The sequence below is a fragment of the Phyllobacterium sp. 628 genome, from assembly GCF_014189505.1.
Taxonomy (GTDB): domain Bacteria; phylum Pseudomonadota; class Alphaproteobacteria; order Rhizobiales; family Rhizobiaceae; genus Phyllobacterium.
In genome coordinates this window covers 1912816-1932424 of the sequence record NZ_CP050301.1, presented here as the reverse complement: position 1 = coordinate 1932424, position 19609 = coordinate 1912816, and the positions used below count along the sequence as shown (strand labels likewise).

Below are 19609 nucleotides of genomic sequence, written 5' to 3'. Positions count from 1 at the left end.
GCTTGCGTCCTGCCCGCGCTCCCGTGTAGTCATCCATACATGCTTCGAAATGTACTCTTAGCCCTCCTAGCTCTTGTGATTGCCGTCGGCGGCGGTACGCTGAGCGCATGGTATGCTGTCAACCGCTTCGATGGCTTTGGCTCGCTGCGGATCGGCCAGTGGACTGGCTATCCCGATGCAGGCACGCCGCAATCCGATCCCTATGCCAAAGCCCGTGCCGCACGTGAAGGGGCATTTCCGCTCGGCAGTGCCGAGGGCCTCGCCTTTTATGCCTATAGCGACGATCAAGGCAAAGCACTGGAACGTCAGTGTTCCTACAGCATTAATGGTAACAGTCCCAATTCGCGGTTCTGGACAATCTACGCGTCGGATCTGGCGCTGATCCCGCTTGATCCCGATGCGGGCCGACTGAAAGCGCTGCACTCGCGCCAAATTTTCCGCGAGGAAAATGGACAATTTATCGTCAATGTCTCGCCCAAGGCGCAAGCCGGCAACTGGCTTGCCACGACAGGCTTCGGCCGTATGGTGCTGGTCATGACACTCTATGACACGCCGGTTGGCAGCAATTCAGGCCTGGTCGATATGACGTTTCCGGCTGTGAAGAAGGTCAGCTGCGATGGGTAAAATTCTCCGCGCACTGCTTTTCGGTCTGGTTGGCGCGGGTCTCGTCCACGTCGCTGTCGTACTCCTCGTCCCCTATTATTCCGACCGGAACGCGTGGTCGCGCATTTCTGACTATGGTGAAGATTGGCGATTTCATGCGGTGGTGCGCCAGGCGACCACCGAGGCAGTGCCTCTCGCGCTGGATCCGTTATTCGAAGCAGTGGCATGCCGCTTTGATATTACAGACCTCCCGGCCCATATTACGGCCGTCGGTACGGCACCGTACTGGTCAATCTCGGTCTATAACCGGCAGGGTGAAAACATATACTCGATCAACGACCGGACAGCGATTGCCGATCAGCTTGATCTGGTTGTCGCACGGCCTCCGCAGATGATTGAGCTCAACAAGACCAAGCCGATCTCAGCGGCAAACTCTGTGCTTATTGAGGCTGACATGAACGAAGGTTTTGTCGTCGTGCGCGGTTTTGTCCCCGATTCGACCTGGAAGACACAAGTTGACACTTTTCTAAAAAGCGCCAACTGCTTGCCTCTCCTTTGACGAGGATTAAGACTTAACCCAGCAGACCTTCCAATCCGGGGCCAGTTTTTGTCGCGGTGAATTGCTGGATGTCATAGGTCGCCAATTTCTGTTCCCAGAATGGATCCTCGGCAAGAATTTCACGCAACGCTTCCTCGCTCTCACTCCTGGCGAGAATGATGCCGCCGGTGCGCGGTACTTTACGGCCCGATGCCAGAAACGTTCCGGTTTCGTAGTGGCGGTTGAGAAAAGCGATGTGCGCATCTATTGCCGCATCAAGCTGTTCGAGTGGCGCGGTGTAAGTCAGGGAAACAATATACATGGGAGAACTCCGGGAGGGCCTTGCTCCCGTTATATAGGATAACGACAGGCTGACGCGAAAGCCCCAGCATCAAAAAACGGTGATCAAAACCGGTTACAAAACCCGTGCTGATGTTTACTCTGCTCACATACCAACAGTCGAATCCCGCGAAAGAAAACCCATGAAACCTCTGATCCTTGCCGGAACCACTGCCCTTCTTGCTTTGACGGTCTGCCTGCCCGCTTTTGCTTTCGATCCGCAAAATGCCGAACGCATCAAGACGCTGGTCGATACGGGGATGCAATATTACTGGAGCGGTGGTGACGTGAAGAAGGCGGAAGCCGAAATTTTCAAGGGCATCACGCTGCATGGGCGCTATGACGTGGTGGAACAGTCTTTTTCCGAGGCATCGAAACTCGCGCCGGAACAGATGAATTTCCGCTTCGCCGTTGCATCCTCGCAGATCCTTCAGAAGAAGGTCACCGAAGCGCGCGCCACCTATGAAGATATTCTTGCCAAAGACCCTACTTCGTTCGATGCGCAGGCCTGGATCGAAGCCCTCGCCCGTATTGGCAATGATGAAACCGGGGCAACGATTGCGCATCAGGCGCTTGCCGGTCTCGACCGCACCAAGGCAGAAGCCTATCGCCAGCGCTTTGTCCGGGCTGAACAGATTATCGCGGCAAAGCCCAACATCGATGTTCCCACGGTTTCAGGCAAAGTGATGATCGTGGCACTCGGCTATGCGTTGGCCAAAGACGGCACTATGGAAAAACCACTGCTCGACCGCCTCGACGTAACGTTAAAGGCAGCACAAGCCAATCCGTCAGCACGTATCATGGTCACGGGCGGCCAGCCTCAGGCGGGCGTCACCGAAGGCGACCTTATGACCAAATGGCTGGTGGAAAAAGGTGTGGACCGCGACCGGATTCTCATCGAGGACAAATCAAAAGACACGGTCGGCAATGTGCTGAACGTTGCCAATCTTCTGAAGCGCCACACGGCGGACAGCGTCATTCTGGTGACGAGTTCCAGCCATATGCGCCGCGCGCAAACGCTTTTGGAAGATGCCTTGAAGCAATATGATATCGGGGCGAATGTTCTGCCGGTTGTAGCACTCGATGCGCCGTCGGTGGACGAAGCCGCAAAGGTTTCAGCTGACGAACGCCTGGTGATCTACCGCGACCTGATGCGCGTCTCAGGCCTCTGGGCCTATCCCGGATTGCAGCAGTAAGGGGTTTGCAATCACTTCTCTCTGCAAACAAACAGGCCCCGCGAGCGGGGCCTGTTTTAATCTTCGCGCCGTGACGCAGATCAGAACTTCAAGGTCAGATCGGCTTTCACCGCATTGTCATGGGCATTGGACGAGAACTGGCCGTTATAGCTGATGCCAAGGTTGGTGGCTTTGCCGATATTGACATCAAACCCGGCTTCGACCAGTGCGGTGTCCTGTGCAATCGGCAGTCCGTCGATGGAGAAAGCCGAACCACCCGCAAAGGCGAGATTGGCCGTGGGTGCCGTATCGCCAAAAGCATGCCGCCAGCCCGCCATGCCATGGGCGGTAAGGATGGTGGCATCGGAGATGGCAAAGCCGTGCGAAGCCCTGAGCCCGAGCGTTGTGGTGGTGAGGTCCGTGCTGTCGCCAGCGGATGAGAGCGCCGTCAAGCCGCCGGTCTCGGCAAAGCCATCGGTTTTCAGATGCACGTAAGCTGCCCCGGCAAAGGGTTCGAGTGCAGCATAGGGCGTATCGATGCGGTAGGAGGCTTCACCGAACACCTGCACGGACTTGGCCGTATAGGTGGCATCATCGCCTTCATCAATGGTTAGAAGATGCGCCCTGCGGCTGGTGTCGATTGCATGATGGGCAAGACTGGCACCAAGGCTTAAGGTTATGGCATCCAGCTTGGTGCCGCCATAGACACCGACCTGATAGCTGTCGGCGGAGCCATGACCGCGATCCGTATGGATGGATGTGTTGCCATAGCCGGCCAGAAGGCCAAGACGCCAATCGGAATGGAACAACCCGTCGGCAATGATGCCATCAAGCCCGGTGACGAAGCCGCCGACATTGCGGGAAAGCCCGGATGCATTGCTTGTCCCATCGCGCTGGCTCCATGAACCATAGCCTTCGGCCCAGATGGCAGTGGTTTTGGTATCGGCTGAAGCCAGTGCCCCTGCTTGCTCCGCACCATCCGGACCATAGGCCAGCACCGGTGCGGATGCCTTGGCACCTGTTCCGTCCCCGAAGGCTGCCCTGATGCGGCTTGATGCTGCATCGCGGACAAAGCGGCTGTCTTCGGCAAGCACACCCTGGACCGAGGCATGGATCTCGCCGGAGAGGCTGTCATAATTGAAGACGTCACCGACTTTCGAGAACAGCACCGCATCCAGCAGCGGATTGCCCAGATCGAGCATCTTGATGGCAGCGCCGACACTCTTTTGGTTTCTGGTATCGGCACCAACCAGCACTAGGTTTTTGACGCGCTCTTTCAAGGCGCTGATTCGTGCCTGCTCGTCAGCATCTGCCTTGGCTTTTTTGGCTCCGTCGGTCAGATCGAAATCGAGGCTAACTGCATTGTCGGTATAAAGGAGCGATGTGGTGATGTAATTGTACTGGGGCAGAACCTGTTCAAAAATTCCCTTGTCCTTGATACCGCCCGCTGCCGTGAGGATAGCGTAGTTCTGGTGAAACAGCCCGGCGATTTCGCCTTCACTGAGCGTTGTTTTGGAGCCTTCCAGAGAGACCGAGACCACGCCGCCCAGCAAAATGGCCTGACCGCCCACGGCCAGCTGATCGGCGCGGCTCATGTCCTGCGTAATCTCGACCGCAAAGGCACTGCCCTTTTCGAATGTCGCATCGCCGTTAACGCCAAGCTTGCCAACCGAATTGCCCGGCGCAACCGTACCGCCCGCATGCACCATCAACCCACCGACAAAACCATTGCCGCCGAGCGTGCCGCTGTCATTGACAATGGTATTCGATGTCAGCGAGCCATTCACTGCCAGCAGGCCGCCATTGATTATGGTATCGCCTGTATAAGTATTCTTGCCTTCGAGCCCGAGGGTTCCCGTGCCATTTTTAATAAGGCCGCCGCTGCCGCCGATATCATTGCGCCATGCGTCAAGCGCGTTAAAGCCGCCTTTACTGGCATCCATAGTGACGCTGACAGTGGTGTTGAAAGCGCTATATCCATCCGCCGCCGCATAAAGATTAAGCCGTGCCCAGCCCGAACCATCGTCCAGCGCCTGACCCGAGGCAATTTCCGTTGTCGCCAACACCTCCCGACGCTGTTCGGCATCGAGATAGGGCAAGCGCGTCGCTATCAGCACTTCCGCTCCAACAGGAACGACAGGTGCAAGATTTGTCGGCCCGACAGCGGGCAAACCATACGTCAGGCGAAAGAGATAATCCGCTTTGTTCTTGGCTCTGTCGCTAAAGCGATCGACATCACTCGACGCGGCACACGCAGAAATCGATGTGCCACACCCCGCTTCGAGAGCACCGCGCAAATCCGTCTGCGCCGCAGCAAACAGCGCCTGAAAATCATTTGCAGTCGTTTTGCCGCCAACGCTTTGATTGAGATAGTCAGGGTTGTTGTTAAGCATCTGCGCCAATGCATAGGTCGTCATGATGCGCGCGCCGATCACATCAAGCGCATAGTGGACACCAAGAGTGACCCGGCTATTGCCATATTCAGACCCGCGCGTCAGGCTTTCCTGAAAGCGTTCGGGCAGCAACTGAGCAAACAGCAAAGAGTCGGTCAGACCAGAGGCGGCGTGGCAGCTTGGAAATGCAGGGCTTGAGCGCAAGGTTGGAAAAATATCTGTCGCATTACCGGTCTGCATGCCGAAATAATCTGGCGCACTAAAAGCCTGTATACGGTCCGGCACAACCTGGAAGGGTCGTGAATCGCCCGTTGCATTGCGGTTTTCGAGCGTCGGATTATAAGCCAGATCATAGACATTAGCGACGCCGCCAACGGGAAAACTGATCCCGTTAGCGGGTATGCCGGGATTTCCGCTTGCGCTGCCATTGGCATAGAAGTTCTTGCCCAAACCGTTATCGGCCAACACAATCGCATTAGCCTGGCTAAACAGTTTTTCAACATTCACCGAAAACGTCTTGGCGGCGAATGTCTTCGGATCGATACTGTTGATCCCGGCATAGTACGCACTAATTTTTGAACCAAGCGCATCGGACAACAAAAGCCCGTTGCTTATGGAACCGACGAGTGCGGCAATCGTGTTGTCCTTGATCGCCTGCGCGCGCTGCGCGGCATTTGCTGTGTTGTTGATGTGGATTGTCGTCTCAAGATTGCTCGCCAGTGCCGCTTTGCCGGCCTCCGACTGCAACAGCTGGCTGAAACCATCAACAAGCTCCACCGCGTGAACGCTGTTGACGGTTTGGGCAAAACAAGGACTGGCGGCAAAAACTGTCACGAATGTGACTGCTGAAAAGCAGAAGCGAAAACGCATGATCATTATCCAAAAAATATTGAGCCGAAGCTCTGAAAAAATAGGGCAATGATCAAACGCTAGCGCGTAACTATGACACGGGTGTAACAACACCAGTTATTTCAGGATTGGTGGCGTCTTAGGCTGATCTCAAACCGACACTCGCCGACGGCCCATGAGGCTTGCTCGAATAATATGGTTCCCATCAATGCCGGGCCATAAATCGGAAATGAAGCAACAAATTGTGCGCTGCTTGTCAGCTTGGCTGCGGCATGGGATCAAACAAACCCTTGCCCGACTTGTCCTTGTCGCGGGTGCGAACGTCTTTCGCAGTGCGCTCGTAGCGCACGCCCGGAAAAATCATGATCTCTGCGGGTGCTACCCGCTGTTCGGTCTTCCTTGCGATGCGCTGGCGCATAGCACTGTTTGGAAATGTGATGACAAAACCCATTTCGTCCATCCGTTTGGCTTGTTGATCTCCTTGATACGCAAACGCTCATGCTGGTCTTTGCATCCGGCCAAAGCGCCGAACACGGGCTGCTTTGTTCCCCTCTGGGGCATCCCCTAAGGGGGCTGATCGGTAAGGATCAGTCTTCGCGCGATAACTCCGCGCATAATTTCATTAGACACCCCGATGGTTAACGGGTTGCTAACGCTTCGCAGCTAATTTTAGCCATGGTTTGGTAGCGTGTTGCGTCGGCAAGTGGAGTGTGTTCGTGAAGTATCCTGAGTTTCGCGCGCTTGAAGACCGCAATGGCGGCAGCAAGGCTGACGATCTCCTGACCGCATCCATAACTGCATTCTGCTGTGTCGCCCGACCGGCAAAGAGCGATGCCCAGCAGCTTGAGGATCTCGCAGTACCGCTTCTTGCCCTCGCATCGCCGCGCGTGCGCCGTCATGCGGCCGCAGCTCTGTCCGAAATGGCCCATGCGCCCAAACGCCTGATTATCGCGCTTGCCGAAGACGACATCGATATTTCCGCACCGCTGCTCTTGCGCTCACCGGTGCTGCAGTCCGCTGACCTCATTGATCTGATCCAACGCAAAGGTATCAGCCATGCCCGCGCCATTGCCCGGAGGGAGATCGATGACCCCCTGCTCCTGCAAGCCTTGCACCGTTTCCATGATCCGGCCATTGACCGCGCACTGGCGCTGCAGGCGGGCCTGCCGGTTAGCGAAGAGGAAAAGCCTTTGAGCCAAGCTGAAACGGAATCACCGCGGCTGCGGGAAACGCGTGAGGCATTGCGTGCCTTGATGCGCGATTCGGATGCGGGCTTCTCCACCGATCAGGCACTCGCCAATCATTTGATCGACGCGGCATTGCTCGACCACACCCATTATTTTCAAGGTGAATTTGCTAAAGCCCTGCAATTGGATGACGAGACTGCGGCCCGCATTGTCGGCCATAGCCTGAATGCGGAATTGACCATCGCCCTTGCCTCGCTCGGTCTTTCAGCTGAAGCGGCCCATCTGGTACTCACCGGCCTGTTCGGTCTGGTCCATAAGGACCTGCATTCCCTGCGCCTGTTCGTCCAGTCCTACCGCCAGATCGACAAGGACAAGGCGCAACTGACCATTGATCGCTGGAAGACTGAAGAAAATTCGCAAAAGCTCAGGCAAAAATTGCGGGAGATGGCGGCAGACTTTGAACGCGGCAGCACTGTGCCGGGCTCATCGCGCAAGGTTTCGTAATTCAGTCCTTGGCGACAGGGAATAGCTCAGCGCGGTCACCGCGATAATCCTCGATCTCGACAATCCATAAATCCCGGTCCCAGCGCTTCTGCTTTTCCAGATCCGCGTCCGCGTCATAGTCGGCGATGCAGGATTTCAGCAGGCTGAACTGCCGCTCATCGGGCTTGGTCTCGTCATAGACCATCTGCGGCGCGGGACCGAACAGGTCGTAGGTGCCGTCGGCATTGCGAAATTTGATGAAGATGGCCCCGGCCTCCGCCGCCCCCTTATTGCTCAAAGCAGCAAAAGCGCCCGTATCGTTGATCCGGCGCACCAGTGCAGAAACCCAGAATTCAGATGTCAGACGCATTGTGATTTCCCAGCCATGATCAATCAGTTGATCAGGCCGATTTCCTGCATCTTGGCAAGCAGTTTCGCGTCGGGTTCGCCGGTAACCGGCAGTTTGAACAGACCCTGGAATTCCTTGACTGCGGTCTTGGTGGTTGCACCAACCTTGCCATCAATTTCAACCATATCATTGCCGAAAGCACGCAGGCCCGCCTGAATACGGACAATTTCCGCCGGTGCAAGACCGCCACCAGCGGGTGCTTGCGCTGCACTGCTCGTCACCTTGTCGTTCGACGTCGCGGATATGCTCTGGACCGTTGCCTTGTCATTCCCATGGCCCGGCTTGGCTGCGGGAATGGCGATGCTCGCCGTCGTATCACTGGCATTGCCCACAGCCGGCTGTACCTCGACACCCATTTCCGCCGTCGCCTTGCGGTAGGCCTCAATCGCCGCGCGCGTGCCCTTGCCTGCCAGTCCATCGACGGCGCCATTGTAGAATCCGAGCGCCAGCAGCTTCTGCTGCATCTTTGCCACTTCCGGATCGCCGCCTGGTGCCAGAACCGGCTCTCCATTGATGGCAGCGGCAACAGGATCCGGATTGGCCTGTGGCACGGGTACAGAATTCACCTTGCGTATAGGCGCATCGACAGAACTTTGCTTCTGCGGCGTGCCGAACACGGTACCATCATGTTTGACTGGTTTGAACACCAGTTCCGGCCGGGTGCGGAAGAAGACGCCATCATGGCCCTGCGGCTGATACCACAGCGCATTGGCCGAAATGAACCCAAGTGTAACCAGAAAGGCAGTTGCTCCACCCGCTATAGCCGGATTACGGGCAATCAAGCCGCCTGCACCGATGAGAACGGAAGCCATCCGGCCTCTTTTAGGCGGACGGCGTTTCCTGTTGTCAGGCCGATTTACGGGCTTCCGCATGGGAACCTCCCTCACTGTCGCTGTCAGCTCTGAATTCGACGATATTGACCGGTTCTGGCTGAACCAATTCGGTCTGCGGACCGGCGAGCGGAATAAGAATATTCACCACCGTGCCATGCCCCGGACGGCTGCGAATATCCATCCTGCCGCCGTGCAGGCCAATCAGCCCCTTTACGGTCGCAAGACCAAGGCCAGTGCCCTCATGCCTGCGGGTATAATCGTTCTGCACCTGACGGAATGGTTGGCCCAGTGTCAGCAGGTCGGCTTCGGCAATACCGATACCCGTGTCGCTGACCGAGAAAGACAGCATCTCGTCGTGAATGCCGGCATCAACAGTTACAATGCCGCCATGCTCGGTGAACTTCACCGCATTGGAGACGAGATTGATCAGCACCTGCTGGATAGCGCGGCGATCCGCAACAACCGAACCAATATGCGCGCTCACCCGGTCGCACAGGGTGACATTCTTCTGCGAAGCCTGATGGGCCATCATATCATGCACCATCGTTACCGCCTCCTTGAAGGCGAACGTTTCAGCGATGATCGGATAGGTGCCTGCCTCGATCTTCGAAACGTCGAGAATCGCATTGACCACGGAAAGCAGGTGCGTGCCGGATTGATGCACGAGTTCGACATATTCGCGCTGGCGTGCGTCCGGCAGCTTGCCGCAGATTTCCTGCAGCAGCACATCGGAGAAACCAATAATGGAATTCAGCGGCGTGCGCAGTTCATGGCTGACGGAAGCGAGGAAGCGACCTTTGGTAATTTCTGCCGTTTCAACCTTGGTTCGCGCCGCCTCAAGGGCAAAACGATCGGCGACTGCGGCGGATATGTCCGTCGCAATAACAACGAACCCGTCACTTTGGCTGTGTGGCGCACCGGAGAGCCTATAATTGGCAAAGCGAACGCTATGGGCGGACCGGGGCGTATCGCCCGGCGCAACGCAACGTAGCTTCACCTCTGTGACGCTGCCCGCAACACCGCTGCGTAAATCCGAGAGAAACGCCAGAAAATGCACACGGTCCGATACATGCACCCGGTCAAGCAAGGCAGTGCCGATCAACAGACTGCGGGCCATGCCGAAATGGTCCTGCGCCTTGCTGGACAGTGTCGTGATCATACCGTCGCGGCCAATACCCATGACCACGCCTTCAATGGCGCTTTCAAGATCATACACGCGGTCATCGCGGCGCGCCTCACGGCCACGGGCAATCAACGTGGCGGCCGCACGGGTCAAGAGGGAAGCGCCGTAGCCCAGCGAGGCCAGCAACGAGAATGCTGTCATGGTGACTGCGCCGCCCATCCATATGGAGACGCCGAGAAGCACAGCGAGAACGCCAACAGCAACGGTGCCGGAAGCTGCAAGGGATTGCTGCGAGCGATAGACAAACCAGGCTTCAAGCGGAATGGCCGCGCCCATGATCCACAAAAGCAGATTGGCGGATGGTCCGGTCACACTGATCAACCCGATAGCCATGCCATAAGAAGCCAATGCGCCCAACCCGATCATCTTGCTGCTGCGCGCGAGCGAAAGCGCACCGCACAAGATCATTGGCAAAGCAAAAACCCCGATCGCAAGGCTGAGCATACCGCCTGCTTCACTAAAGAGGGTATGGCTCGTCACCAGGGCGACCGCCAACAAGACTGGCATCGCCAGAAAGGCGCCGGCCATACGTGCATCCTTGTCGCGTTCGGCTATGCCCGCAACAGATGCGCTCACCCAATGCTTGCAATGGCGCCGGTAGGCATCAGCAATCTTGGATAGTGGGACGGAGTGAATCGGCACCAGTTTTTTCCTGCTTTCCGTGTGAGTCGGCCGGAGCCGAGCACTTCACGGTCATTTCAATGTCGCCGTTAACTTTCGCAGACGAGGCTTTAAGGAAAGGATAAAACCGGGGCCCGAGATGCCCCTCGCAACCGGTTTCAGCCGAATGTGGAGCGGCTTTTCAATGCATGGTAAACGAAGGGTTTCGGGTTGCGGCCAGATTATGCGTCGAATCGGAAAACCGGCATTTTCGCCGCCAATATTTCTTAATCCTTCGTTTCTATGATCGCTCAAATGCAAAAGCACGTCTCAACGGGTTTTTGCCGTGTCTGTGGCAAGGTCTCGATATGAACCGCTCCTGGGAAGCGGTCTGTGTGTCGACAGAGGGTTGTGAGAAATGTTCTTCCTGATCAGGTTTGCGATCAAGTTCTGCTTCTGGATGATGTTGATCTCACTGTTCATTCCAGTGGATTCAAAAAACAATCCGGATGGAACCGCACAGCCCGGCCCCATCGAGGCGTTCTTTGCCGCGCGTGAAACGATCAGCGATCTCAGCCAGTTCTGCACACGCAATCCCAATGCGTGTGAAACTGGCAAGGCTGCCCTTAACAATGCCGGTGTTCGCGCCAGCGAGGTTGCCAAAGTTGGCTATACCTATCTCGACGGACAGTTAGGCAATAAAGCCACCAGCCCAGATGCAGCGGTTGCCGCCGCACATGCCAATGCCGAGGCCAGCTCCGCCATTGATGCAGCGACCGACAAGAGCGACCTGATCAAATCCAAACTGCGAGAAATGGCGTTGCGGGAAATCCTCGATGTGGTCGTCCGCCAGCGCGAACAGACCGGTGCAGTCGATACCAAAACCACGGGCACTGTCGCCAAGAAGTAATGTCTGCGACATGATTAAACGGTGACGTGCGGTCTTCCCATCACTATATGTGCCCTATAAGGAATGGATCCATGGCACAGACAATCGACGACATTATTGCGGATTTTGACTTTCTCGATGATTGGGAAGACCGCTATCGCTATGTCATCGACCTTGGACGTGAGCTCAAACCCTATCCCGACACAGCGCGCGATGCCGCCCATAAGGTCAATGGGTGTGTCAGCCAGGTCTGGCTGAAAGGCACGCTCGGGGATGGCGCTGATCCGATGATTGAGTTTGTTGGCGATTCCGACGCGCATATCGTCCGCGGTCTCGTTGCCATCATGATGGTACTTTACTCCGGCAAGAAAGCATCGGAAATCCTGGCTGTCGATCCGGAAGCGATTCTTAAAAAGCTTGGTCTCGTTGAAAATCTGACACCACAGCGCTCCAACGGTCTGCGCTCGATGATTGGGCGTATCCGCAACGAGGCACAGGCTGCACTTGGTGCAGCCAACGCCACCCAGCATTAATCGTGCATTAAAATCGTGCGTGGTTCGACAAGCTCACCATGAGGGAGATGGGTGGGTTGCAATGCCAATCGTCACATACATGCTCAGAATTTGGCTCCCTGCAATCCTCCATCTCCCTCATGGTGAGCTTGTCGAACCACGTACCATCAGAATGCAGACCGAAATATCTTAGTCTACCGCGCAATCACCGGCCGATAATCCTCCGTTCCCCAATGTATGATTTGCATGCGCCGCCGCGAGGGTGACGGCGGGTAATAATGCCGGTCCAGCGCCGCAAGGGCCGTCTTCAGGATCAGCTTGGCCGAACGCACAGGCCATAGTCTTTCACGCTCTACCGTTTCCAGACCTTTGAGGAAACAGCACACATCGACGAGCACGCCGGACAATTCCGGCCCAACCGCTTCCAGCGCTCGCTCAACCCTTTGGCGTGCCGCCAGCGCTGCGTCGGTGATTTCGAGCACACCGTTGCTGCCACAATGGCGCGAGCCAGAGCCAGTCACATCCCAGTTGACGCCAAGCGCTGGCATGAGATTGCCTAGCGTATAATCACCGCGCAGCCGCTCTCCCGCCCTGAATGCGGCATCGCTGATCATTGGCTGGCCCGATGCATCCTTGCGCTTGCGCAAAAGGCCGAGCGGTGATTCCGCGTCGTTGCAGCGCGCCTGCGTCGACCCGTTGATATCACTGAGAATGATCGTCGCTTCGCTGCGATGTTGGGCGGCATACGCGTCATCTGTACTATCCAACCGGCGCAACCAGGCTCTGCCCGCATCGCTGATACTCAGCCGGTCTTTGCTGATCATCGCAAGCCCTTGGCGCAGCACCTTATCGACCACCGTCCGTTCCATGGAGATGGCACCACCAGCTGTACTTTCCAGCGTCAGTCTCGCGCCCTCCGATGCCGCCCCCTCTGCCGGAGCTTTAGCGAGAAACCGCAAAACCCTGCGCACCGGCCCACTATCCTTACGAAAATTACTCATCGGCGCACCGTCCCGTAACGCAGAAATGTTGCCCGCAGAATATTCTCGATAGTGTGGATAATGCGGTCAAACTCCGGTTCCTCGCGCAAATCCTCGATCGTTTGGCACGCATGATTGACCGTGCTGCGGTCGCGGCCAAAGGCTCGCCCGACCTCCGCCATGTTCAATTCCAGCGTGACATGAGCCACATACATTCCCACCTGCCGCACCCTGGCGATGGGCCTGCTGCAGCGGGAATGCGCCCGCAGATCGCGCCCGCTGACGTTGAAAAACGTCGACAGGACATCGATAACGCCATCGCACACCTCGTAGACGCGTTCATTGCATGAACTCCACTCGGACAATATCAGGGGCTGAATAGCTTTGGGCTTGATGCGTCCCGGACGGAGAATATCGATCATCGCCTGCGCTTCGGCGCTCGAACGGATCAAACGGGGGAAACTCTCGGACATTCTCACTCCACTTCATGAATAGGAATATCTTCTTATAAACCCACCATCAAGATCGTGGATAAGTTTTCTGACATCTATAGGTTAAGCAGTTGTATTAATTTGTATTTTTCTTACATCTTAAAAAGCTTTAGGATTCTTATCCTCTATCACTCCCATGGCCTGATAATGCCTATATCCACCATCAGAGGACGCAAGCATGGCAATGCAAGAATGGAAAAAGCAGCAACTCGCATTTCTGGCCGCGCGGGAGGCAGAACGCGACACGGCAAGGCAGCGGCTGGCGCTGCAAATTTTATGCGGTGAAGACCTGGATACGATGATCGCCTGGGATAAAACGGAGAAGCTTGTCTACTGCAGGCGATTGAAGCGGCTCATCGAGCGCGAGAGGATCAAGGGCGGTGCTGGACATTGGAGCTATGACCTTAATCGTCATATCGGGTTGAAGCAGGCGCTGGAAACCTTGCAAAAATCCCTATCCGCCGAACACTATCCCGAAGGGAAGTCCAGAAAACAAAACGGCGCCCGAAGGCGCCGCTCTGTCGAAACTTCTGGAAGGTGCTGTTAAGCGGCCTTCTTGCGCTTGCGGCCGAGCCCCATGTTCTTGGCCAGACGCGAACGAGCCGCAGCATAGTTTGGCGCAACCATTGGGTAGGAAGCATCCAAATCCCACTTTTCGCGGTACTGTTCCGGGGTCAAACCATAATGTGTCATCAGGTGACGCTTGAGCGACTTGAACTTCTTGCCGTCTTCGAGACAAACAATGTAGTCGTCCGCTACAGATTTCTTCGGATTGATTGCAGGCTTCGGCTTTTCCTGAACCGTTACGACTGCCTCTGCGCCACTACCGACCCGACCAAGGGCAGCGTGGACATCAGCAATCAGCGCCGGGAGATCGCCAGACGGAACAGAATTATTGCTTACGTAAGCAGCAACCAACTCTGCAGTCAGTTCCAAAAGAACGTCTCCAGCAGCTGTATTTGAGTTGTCGAATGTTGTCATCAAAGTCCAAATCCTTCATCTAATTTGAAAACTGGGGTATTACGCGGGAAAGCACGCAGTATAAATCTGCAAATATCAGAAACCCTGACACTTATGACGACAGTCTATTCAGGATATAGATCAAATTGTCAAATCAATACTTCACTTAAAAAAGGAATATTCGAAATTTCTCGCCGATATAGAGTGTACACGGACCATAAAAGCCAATTAAGGCAAGAAAGCTAAAATCCGAGTACACATGTGATAACATAAATGTTCACACGTGAACATCCATTGCAACACCACTAAGACCAAAAATGGCAAAAATGAGGAAGCAATCCTCATTTCACAAGCATTCTATAATAAGAGATGTTGCTGGATATATTGTCAAAACCTGCATTTGAGCAACACATGGCAATATTGATGCAGTTGTTTTTACCAAGAAGACAATTTTTGCGCATTTGAGCAACATCGAAGAGGCTAAAAAATCTCGAAAAACACGGTAAATTATGTGTTTTCGCTTCAATCGGAACAACGCAGCAAAATATCCGATGTATAGAGATGCACCGCATTCTTCATCACTAAACACGGATATACTGTTGCACGCTGTAACGTGCCAAGCACACCATCGTGAACCGCATATTCAGTGCGGCGGAGGCGAGCCCGACCGCCGCACGCGCGCCAAGGCTTCCATCGCCGCTGTTGCTTGGACCATCAAACATTGGTCTTTGGTGAGGATTGACGTAATCACTATATATGTATTGTCATCGCGCCCTCTTAGGCACACGAGCCCTTACCGCGACAGCATCGGCTTCAAAGATTCAACGCACAGATACTGAAAGCTTTCATGACCAGCACCTCCCGTTTCGCCGCCCTGCCCGCTCCGAAGTCCGAAAAGCATCCAGTATCCGACACACGCCACGGAATTACCCGTGTGGATAATTATGCCTGGATGCGCGCCGAGAACTGGCAGGACGTATTCAAGGACCCTGCTGTACTCGCCCCCGCAATCCGCTCGCATCTGGATGCCGAGAATGCCTATCAGGCTGCACTGATGGCTGACACCAAGGAACTGCAGACGAGACTTTTCGAGGAAATGAAAGGCCGTATCAAGGAAGATGATTCATCGGTTCCTTCCAAGGATGGCCCCTATGCCTACGGAACGTCCTACAAAACCGGCGGCGAGCATCCACGTTTCTTCCGAACACCCCGTGATGGCGGCCCCGAGACGATGCTGCTTGACGGCGATCTGGAAGGCGATGGCAAGGCCTATTTCAGCCTGGGCTCAGCGGATCATTCTCCCGATCATACCAAGATGATCTGGGGTTTTGACGATATGGGTTCGGAATTCTACACGCTGCGTGTGCGTGATCTCGCAACACTGAACGACGAGGTTGACACAGTCAGCGATACGTCGGGCGGCGGGGTCTGGAATGCGCAGTCCAACGGATTCTATTATACGAAGGTCGATGCCAATCACCGTCCATCCCGTTTGTTCTACCACGAGCTCGGCCAGCCCGAGAGCACAGATCGCCTCATCCATGAGGAAAAGGACGCCGGCTTTTTCATGGGTGTGGGCGGCAGTTCGCTGGATGATTTCATTTTCATCGACTGCCATGACCACGAAACTTCGGAAGTCTGGCTGCTGGATGCCCGCGATTCCGCGTCGCAACCGAAGCTGGTTGCAGCACGCCAATCCGGCGTCGAATACAGCCTGACAGAAGGCGGCGAGGTCTTTTACATCCTCACCAATGCCGACGGCGCCAAGGATTTCAAGATCATGAGCACGCCGGTTGGCACGCCGGAACCTGCAAACTGGACCGAAGTTGTCCCGCACACAGCTGGCCGCCTGCTGCTCGGCCATGGGGCCTATAAAGATTATCTTGTCTGGCTGGAGCGTGAAAACAGCCTGCCGCGCATCATGATTCGCAACCGCCATTCAGGCGAAGAACATGCCATTGCCTTTGACGAGGAGGCCTTCTCGCTCGGCCTGCAGGGCAGCGCTGAATATGACACGGAAATCATCCGCTTTTCCTATTCGTCCATGACGACGCCGTCGCAGCTCTTCGACTACAATATGCGCACGCGTGAACGCACCCTTTTGAAAACACAGGAAGTGCCATCCGGTCATAACCCGGACGACTATGTCACGCGGCGGCTGCTGGCACCGGCGGCCGATGGCGAGACGGTTCCTGTTTCTATTCTTTACCACCGCGATACCAAAATCGACGGTTCCGCACCCTGTCTGCTTTATGGCTACGGCTCCTATGGCAGCAGCATACCCGCCAGCTTCAGCACGACCTGCCTGTCGCTGGTTGATCGCGGCTTTGTCTATGCTATCGCTCATATTCGTGGTGGCAAAGACAAGGGCTATCGCTGGTATGATGATGGCAAACGCCTGCACAAGAAGAATACGTTCACCGATTTCATCGCCGCCGCCCACCATCTGGCTGCGGAGAGCTTTACCAGCCCTGCACGCACCATTGCGCAAGGCGGGTCGGCCGGCGGCATGCTGATGGGAGCCATTGCCAATATGGCACCGGAGGCCTTTAGCGGCATTATCGCCGAGGTTCCCTTCGTCGATGTCATCAACACTATGCTCGACGATACGTTGCCGCTTACCCCGCCGGAATGGACGGAATGGGGCAACCCGATCACATCGCCAACCGACTATGCCTACATGGCTTCCTATTCGCCCTATGACAATGTCAGTGCGCAAGCCTATCCGCCGATCCTCGCCGTCGCAGGTCTTACCGATCCGCGCGTCACCTACTGGGAACCGGCGAAATGGGTGGCGAAACTGCGCGAACTCAAGACCGACGATCATCCCATCCTGTTCCGCATCAATATGGATGCAGGTCATGCGGGCGCATCCGGCCGTTTCTCGCGGTTGGAAGAAGTCGCCTATGTCTATGCTTACGCCCTGAAGCTGGTGGACAAGACTAGTCTTTGATCAGCAACACATACCTGAATATTTTCATCCAGCCGTCCGCTTTATCACGCGGAGGGCTGGATGTGTTTCGACACCAATAAGACGCGTGCGTTTTGTTGACCTCTAAAATTCACAGGAAAAATGAGCTACGAAATCACACTTCAGAAACATCAATCAGACGGTCTTTCAAATCGATAAGGTATGTTTTTAAGGGTGAAAGTGGTTTTTTCGGATTGAATAGCAGATACATCCCGTCTTTGACGGCTACCCTTTCTGTTTTGCTGCTGACAACGTTTTCCTCTATGAGGCCCAACATATAGCCTGGCGGATAAGTCTCCAGAACTTCATCGTTGGCACCAAGTTTCCGCCCACCTAACGACCAGAACACATAGGGCAGTTCACCCGTATTTGCGCTTGAACAAAACGGTGCAAAAGACTTGATGGCCGCTTCACTCAGTTCAATGTTTTTTGCGATTTTGGAAATCACTTTCTAAATCCTTGAAACATCGGCCAAACGACCAAATACCAATTAACTTGATTGGAACTTCACGAGCTTTTATCTGCCATAAAGCTGTCGCTGATTAGATATACCCCATGCTATGGGTTAATATTCCTATATTTCTCCAACCTCGTCAATTCGACTTTGGTCGCGCAGATGTGTTTAATGGCACCGCCGGTTTCAGTTACATGGCGCGGCGTTTCGGCTATAAAGAACATGGCGCTGGGTGGGGAACGCCATCACACGTGATTGACTGCGGAGGTATCTTACAATGAAACGAAGCGCTCTTGTCCTGATGCTCGGTCTGGGTTTTGCTGCTCAGCCGGTGCTTTCCGTGCTTGACACGGCCGAGGTTCAGGCCGCCGTCCGCAAGAATGTCAGTGAATATGCCGGCGCGCGCTGCAATACACCGCCGCGAGGTTCCGGTGTTATCGTTGGCCGGTATTCCGGCACCACTGATAATCCGATAATCTCCATGGGCGGCGACAACGTACCCGTTTCGGACTTTCGCTGCTTCCGCTCGATGGAAGAATGCCGCGGCTGGCTTTATACGATGCGCAGCAAATATACCGACGGTAATTCAGTCCTTATCGGTTGCGAAAGACGCTGATTTCCGGCAGCACCAGAGGCTGACATCTGTCGGGCCTTTTCTGGACAGCAAACCTCAGGCAGGTCTGCCATTCCAGACAATATCGCTGATATTGAGCTTCTTCGGAATGATTTTCAGATCATAGAACTCATCGGCCAGCGCCTGTTGATAGGCAATGGCCTCGGGTGACACGGTAGCCACATCACCCAGCTGCAATCCTTTGCGCGTCAATGTGATCCGCTGGATATCCTGCGGAACGCCGGTGATTTTGGAGAGCGCAGCTACGGTATCGTCGAGATTGTCCTGCGCCGCGCGGCCGACTTTCGCCAGTTCGTCGAGTACCTCGGCAACGACGTCGCCATGGGCTGCGGTGAAATCGCCGTTGCTGAGGAAATATGACCAGCTATCAACAATGCCGTCGCCAGTGGCAAGAATGCGGGTTTCAGGGCGCTTTTCCGCCACGGCAAGATAAGGGTCCCAAATCGACCAGGCATCCACTTGGCCGGAGGAGAAAGCAGCGGCGGCATCGGAGGGCGAAAGGTCGGAAGGCTGAATGTCCGTCACGCCAAGTCCCGCTTTGCGCAGCGCCTTGACGGTGAAATTATGTGCGCTCGATCCGCGCTTGAAGGCCACGCGCTTGCCCTTGAGATCAGCGAGCGTCTGGATCGGCGAATCCTTGCGCACCAGAATAGCTGACCCTTCGGGCGAGCCTTTATAGGTTCCGGCATAGACAAGATTGCCGCCAGCCGCCTGTGCAAATAGCGGCGGCACGTCACCCGTCGGGCCAAAATCTACAGCACCCGCGCCTAGCGCCTCCAGCAGCGGCGGACCGGAAGAGAATTCCGCCCATGTCACAGTGATACCGCGCGGCTCAAGCCGCTTTCCAACGCGCCCGTACTCTTGGCAAGGGCGAGAACCCCGCCCTTTTGCCAGCCGATGCGCAAAGTTTTGAGCGGTGTTGTGGCCGCTTTTGCGGTGAGTGGCACCGCCGCAGTCAGGGTTACGGCACCGATGAGAGACAGGGTTTGTCTGCGGGTAAACATGGCTGGCATCCTTTTCAGCTCGCGGCACCGCAATATGCGGAGGCCTTTGATCACAGGATGGGGTAAACGATGTTTTGGATCGACGTCATAAATATTGAACAATGACCTCGTTCGGGAAAATC

The 19609-nt window shown here is 55.4% G+C and carries 18 protein-coding genes and 2 pseudogenes; 9 read left to right on the top strand and 11 right to left on the bottom strand.

What is annotated here, in order from left to right; genetic code table 11:
- Nucleotides 1-39 precede the first annotated feature (39 nt).
- Nucleotides 40-624: a DUF1214 domain-containing protein gene (locus HB779_RS11060; protein ID WP_188345733.1), complete on the top strand. Its 585-nt coding sequence runs from the start codon at nt 40-42 to the stop codon at nt 622-624.
- Nucleotides 617-1162, top strand: a complete 546-nt coding sequence (locus HB779_RS11055; RefSeq protein WP_188345732.1) for a hypothetical protein — start codon at nt 617-619, stop codon at nt 1160-1162. Before HB779_RS11060 ends, HB779_RS11055 begins: the two co-directional genes overlap by 8 nt.
- A gap of 13 nt (nt 1163-1175) precedes the next feature.
- Here HB779_RS11055 and HB779_RS11050 read toward each other — a convergent pair whose 3' ends face one another.
- Nucleotides 1176-1463: a YciI family protein gene (locus HB779_RS11050; protein WP_188345731.1), complete on the bottom strand. Its 288-nt coding sequence runs from the start codon at nt 1461-1463 to the stop codon at nt 1176-1178.
- A gap of 160 nt (nt 1464-1623) precedes the next feature.
- On the opposite strand from HB779_RS11050, the gene HB779_RS11045 reads away from it, so the two are divergent.
- Nucleotides 1624-2676: a YdcF family protein gene (locus tag HB779_RS11045; protein ID WP_188345730.1), complete on the top strand. Its 1053-nt coding sequence runs from the start codon at nt 1624-1626 to the stop codon at nt 2674-2676.
- A gap of 80 nt (nt 2677-2756) precedes the next feature.
- On the opposite strand, the gene HB779_RS11040 is transcribed toward HB779_RS11045, so the two are convergent.
- Nucleotides 2757-5918 (bottom strand): autotransporter domain-containing protein, encoded by a 3162-nt coding sequence (locus HB779_RS11040; protein WP_188345729.1) that lies wholly within the window; start codon nt 5916-5918, stop codon nt 2757-2759.
- A gap of 235 nt (nt 5919-6153) precedes the next feature.
- Entirely contained in the window at nt 6154-6348 is a 195-nt protein-coding gene (locus HB779_RS11035; protein WP_188345728.1) for a hypothetical protein, read from the bottom strand.
- Between the two features lie 265 nt (nt 6349-6613).
- Between HB779_RS11035 and HB779_RS11030 the strand changes: the two genes are divergently transcribed.
- On the top strand, nt 6614-7588 hold the full coding sequence (locus tag HB779_RS11030; protein ID WP_188345727.1) for a DUF2336 domain-containing protein: 975 nt from the start codon (nt 6614-6616) through the stop codon (nt 7586-7588).
- Nucleotide 7589: 1 nt separating this feature from the next.
- Here the strand turns inward: HB779_RS11030 and HB779_RS11025 are convergent, their stop codons facing one another.
- From HB779_RS11025 to HB779_RS11015, 3 genes are read right to left on the bottom strand one after another with little or no spacing between them, the layout of a single operon-like run.
- Entirely contained in the window at nt 7590-7937 is a 348-nt protein-coding gene (locus HB779_RS11025; protein ID WP_188345726.1) for a DUF1491 family protein, read from the bottom strand.
- A gap of 23 nt (nt 7938-7960) precedes the next feature.
- Nucleotides 7961-8788, bottom strand: a complete 828-nt coding sequence (locus HB779_RS11020) for a peptidoglycan-binding protein (protein WP_188345725.1) — start codon at nt 8786-8788, stop codon at nt 7961-7963.
- A gap of 34 nt (nt 8789-8822) precedes the next feature.
- Nucleotides 8823-10634 carry a HAMP domain-containing sensor histidine kinase gene (locus HB779_RS11015; protein ID WP_188345724.1) on the bottom strand — a complete coding sequence of 604 codons (1812 nt, stop codon included), beginning with the start codon at nt 10632-10634 and terminating at the stop codon, nt 8823-8825.
- A 376-nt stretch (nt 10635-11010) separates the two neighbouring features.
- Between HB779_RS11015 and HB779_RS11010 the strand changes: the two genes are divergently transcribed.
- On the top strand, nt 11011-11502 hold the full coding sequence (locus HB779_RS11010) for a DUF5330 domain-containing protein (RefSeq protein WP_188345723.1): 492 nt from the start codon (nt 11011-11013) through the stop codon (nt 11500-11502).
- Between the two features lie 71 nt (nt 11503-11573).
- The gene (locus tag HB779_RS11005) at nt 11574-12014 is read left to right on the top strand and encodes a SufE family protein (protein ID WP_188345722.1); all 441 of its coding nucleotides are present in this window, start codon (nt 11574-11576) and stop codon (nt 12012-12014) included.
- A 173-nt stretch (nt 12015-12187) separates the two neighbouring features.
- On the opposite strand, the gene HB779_RS11000 is transcribed toward HB779_RS11005, so the two are convergent.
- A complete protein-coding gene (locus HB779_RS11000) occupies nt 12188-12994 on the bottom strand; it encodes a DUF6456 domain-containing protein (protein ID WP_188345721.1) in 807 nt (268 codons plus the stop codon).
- On the bottom strand, nt 12991-13446 hold the full coding sequence (locus tag HB779_RS10995; RefSeq protein WP_244642528.1) for a helix-turn-helix domain-containing protein: 456 nt from the start codon (nt 13444-13446) through the stop codon (nt 12991-12993). Before HB779_RS10995 ends, HB779_RS11000 begins: the two co-directional genes overlap by 4 nt.
- Nucleotides 13447-13642: 196 nt before the next feature.
- Between HB779_RS10995 and HB779_RS10990 the strand changes: the two are divergent.
- A pseudogene (locus tag HB779_RS10990) lies at nt 13643-13912 on the top strand (cytoplasmic protein); the annotation flags it as partial.
- Nucleotides 13913-14007: 95 nt separating this feature from the next.
- Here HB779_RS10990 and HB779_RS10985 read toward each other — a convergent pair.
- Entirely contained in the window at nt 14008-14445 is a 438-nt protein-coding gene (locus HB779_RS10985) for a MucR family transcriptional regulator (RefSeq protein ID WP_188345720.1), read from the bottom strand.
- A gap of 826 nt (nt 14446-15271) precedes the next feature.
- Here HB779_RS10985 and HB779_RS10980 point away from each other — a divergent pair.
- Nucleotides 15272-17377, top strand: coding sequence for a S9 family peptidase (locus HB779_RS10980; protein ID WP_188345719.1), 2106 nt, complete (start codon nt 15272-15274; stop codon nt 17375-17377).
- A gap of 133 nt (nt 17378-17510) precedes the next feature.
- Here HB779_RS10980 and HB779_RS10975 read toward each other — a convergent pair whose 3' ends face one another.
- Nucleotides 17511-17843: a hypothetical protein gene (locus tag HB779_RS10975; protein ID WP_188345718.1), complete on the bottom strand. Its 333-nt coding sequence runs from the start codon at nt 17841-17843 to the stop codon at nt 17511-17513.
- Between the two features lie 283 nt (nt 17844-18126).
- Here HB779_RS10975 and HB779_RS10970 point away from each other — a divergent pair, with 283 nt between their 5' ends.
- Complete coding sequence (locus tag HB779_RS10970) at nt 18127-18465, top strand: metallophosphoesterase (protein WP_188345717.1); 339 nt, start codon at nt 18127-18129, stop codon at nt 18463-18465.
- A 54-nt stretch (nt 18466-18519) separates the two neighbouring features.
- Here HB779_RS10970 and HB779_RS10965 read toward each other — a convergent pair.
- A pseudogene (locus tag HB779_RS10965) lies at nt 18520-19487 on the bottom strand (aliphatic sulfonate ABC transporter substrate-binding protein).
- Nucleotides 19488-19609 lie beyond the last annotated feature (122 nt).

Coding starts and splice junctions, on each gene's coding strand:
- HB779_RS11005 (WP_188345722.1), top strand. CDS start 11,574: ATGGCACAGACAATCGACGACATTATTGCGGATTTTGACTTTCTCGAT.
- HB779_RS10995 (WP_244642528.1), bottom strand. CDS start 13,446: ATGTCCGAGAGTTTCCCCCGTTTGATCCGTTCGAGCGCCGAAGCGCAG.
- HB779_RS11000 (WP_188345721.1), bottom strand. CDS start 12,994: ATGAGTAATTTTCGTAAGGATAGTGGGCCGGTGCGCAGGGTTTTGCGG.
- HB779_RS11010 (WP_188345723.1), top strand. CDS start 11,011: ATGTTCTTCCTGATCAGGTTTGCGATCAAGTTCTGCTTCTGGATGATG.
- HB779_RS11045 (WP_188345730.1), top strand. CDS start 1,624: ATGAAACCTCTGATCCTTGCCGGAACCACTGCCCTTCTTGCTTTGACG.
- HB779_RS10980 (WP_188345719.1), top strand. CDS start 15,272: ATGACCAGCACCTCCCGTTTCGCCGCCCTGCCCGCTCCGAAGTCCGAA.
- HB779_RS11040 (WP_188345729.1), bottom strand. CDS start 5,918: ATGCGTTTTCGCTTCTGCTTTTCAGCAGTCACATTCGTGACAGTTTTT.
- HB779_RS10985 (WP_188345720.1), bottom strand. CDS start 14,445: ATGACAACATTCGACAACTCAAATACAGCTGCTGGAGACGTTCTTTTG.
- HB779_RS10970 (WP_188345717.1), top strand. CDS start 18,127: ATGAAACGAAGCGCTCTTGTCCTGATGCTCGGTCTGGGTTTTGCTGCT.
- HB779_RS11020 (WP_188345725.1), bottom strand. CDS start 8,788: ATGGCTTCCGTTCTCATCGGTGCAGGCGGCTTGATTGCCCGTAATCCG.
- HB779_RS11055 (WP_188345732.1), top strand. CDS start 617: ATGGGTAAAATTCTCCGCGCACTGCTTTTCGGTCTGGTTGGCGCGGGT.
- HB779_RS11035 (WP_188345728.1), bottom strand. CDS start 6,348: ATGGGTTTTGTCATCACATTTCCAAACAGTGCTATGCGCCAGCGCATC.
- HB779_RS11025 (WP_188345726.1), bottom strand. CDS start 7,937: ATGCGTCTGACATCTGAATTCTGGGTTTCTGCACTGGTGCGCCGGATC.
- HB779_RS11050 (WP_188345731.1), bottom strand. CDS start 1,463: ATGTATATTGTTTCCCTGACTTACACCGCGCCACTCGAACAGCTTGAT.
- HB779_RS11060 (WP_188345733.1), top strand. CDS start 40: ATGCTTCGAAATGTACTCTTAGCCCTCCTAGCTCTTGTGATTGCCGTC.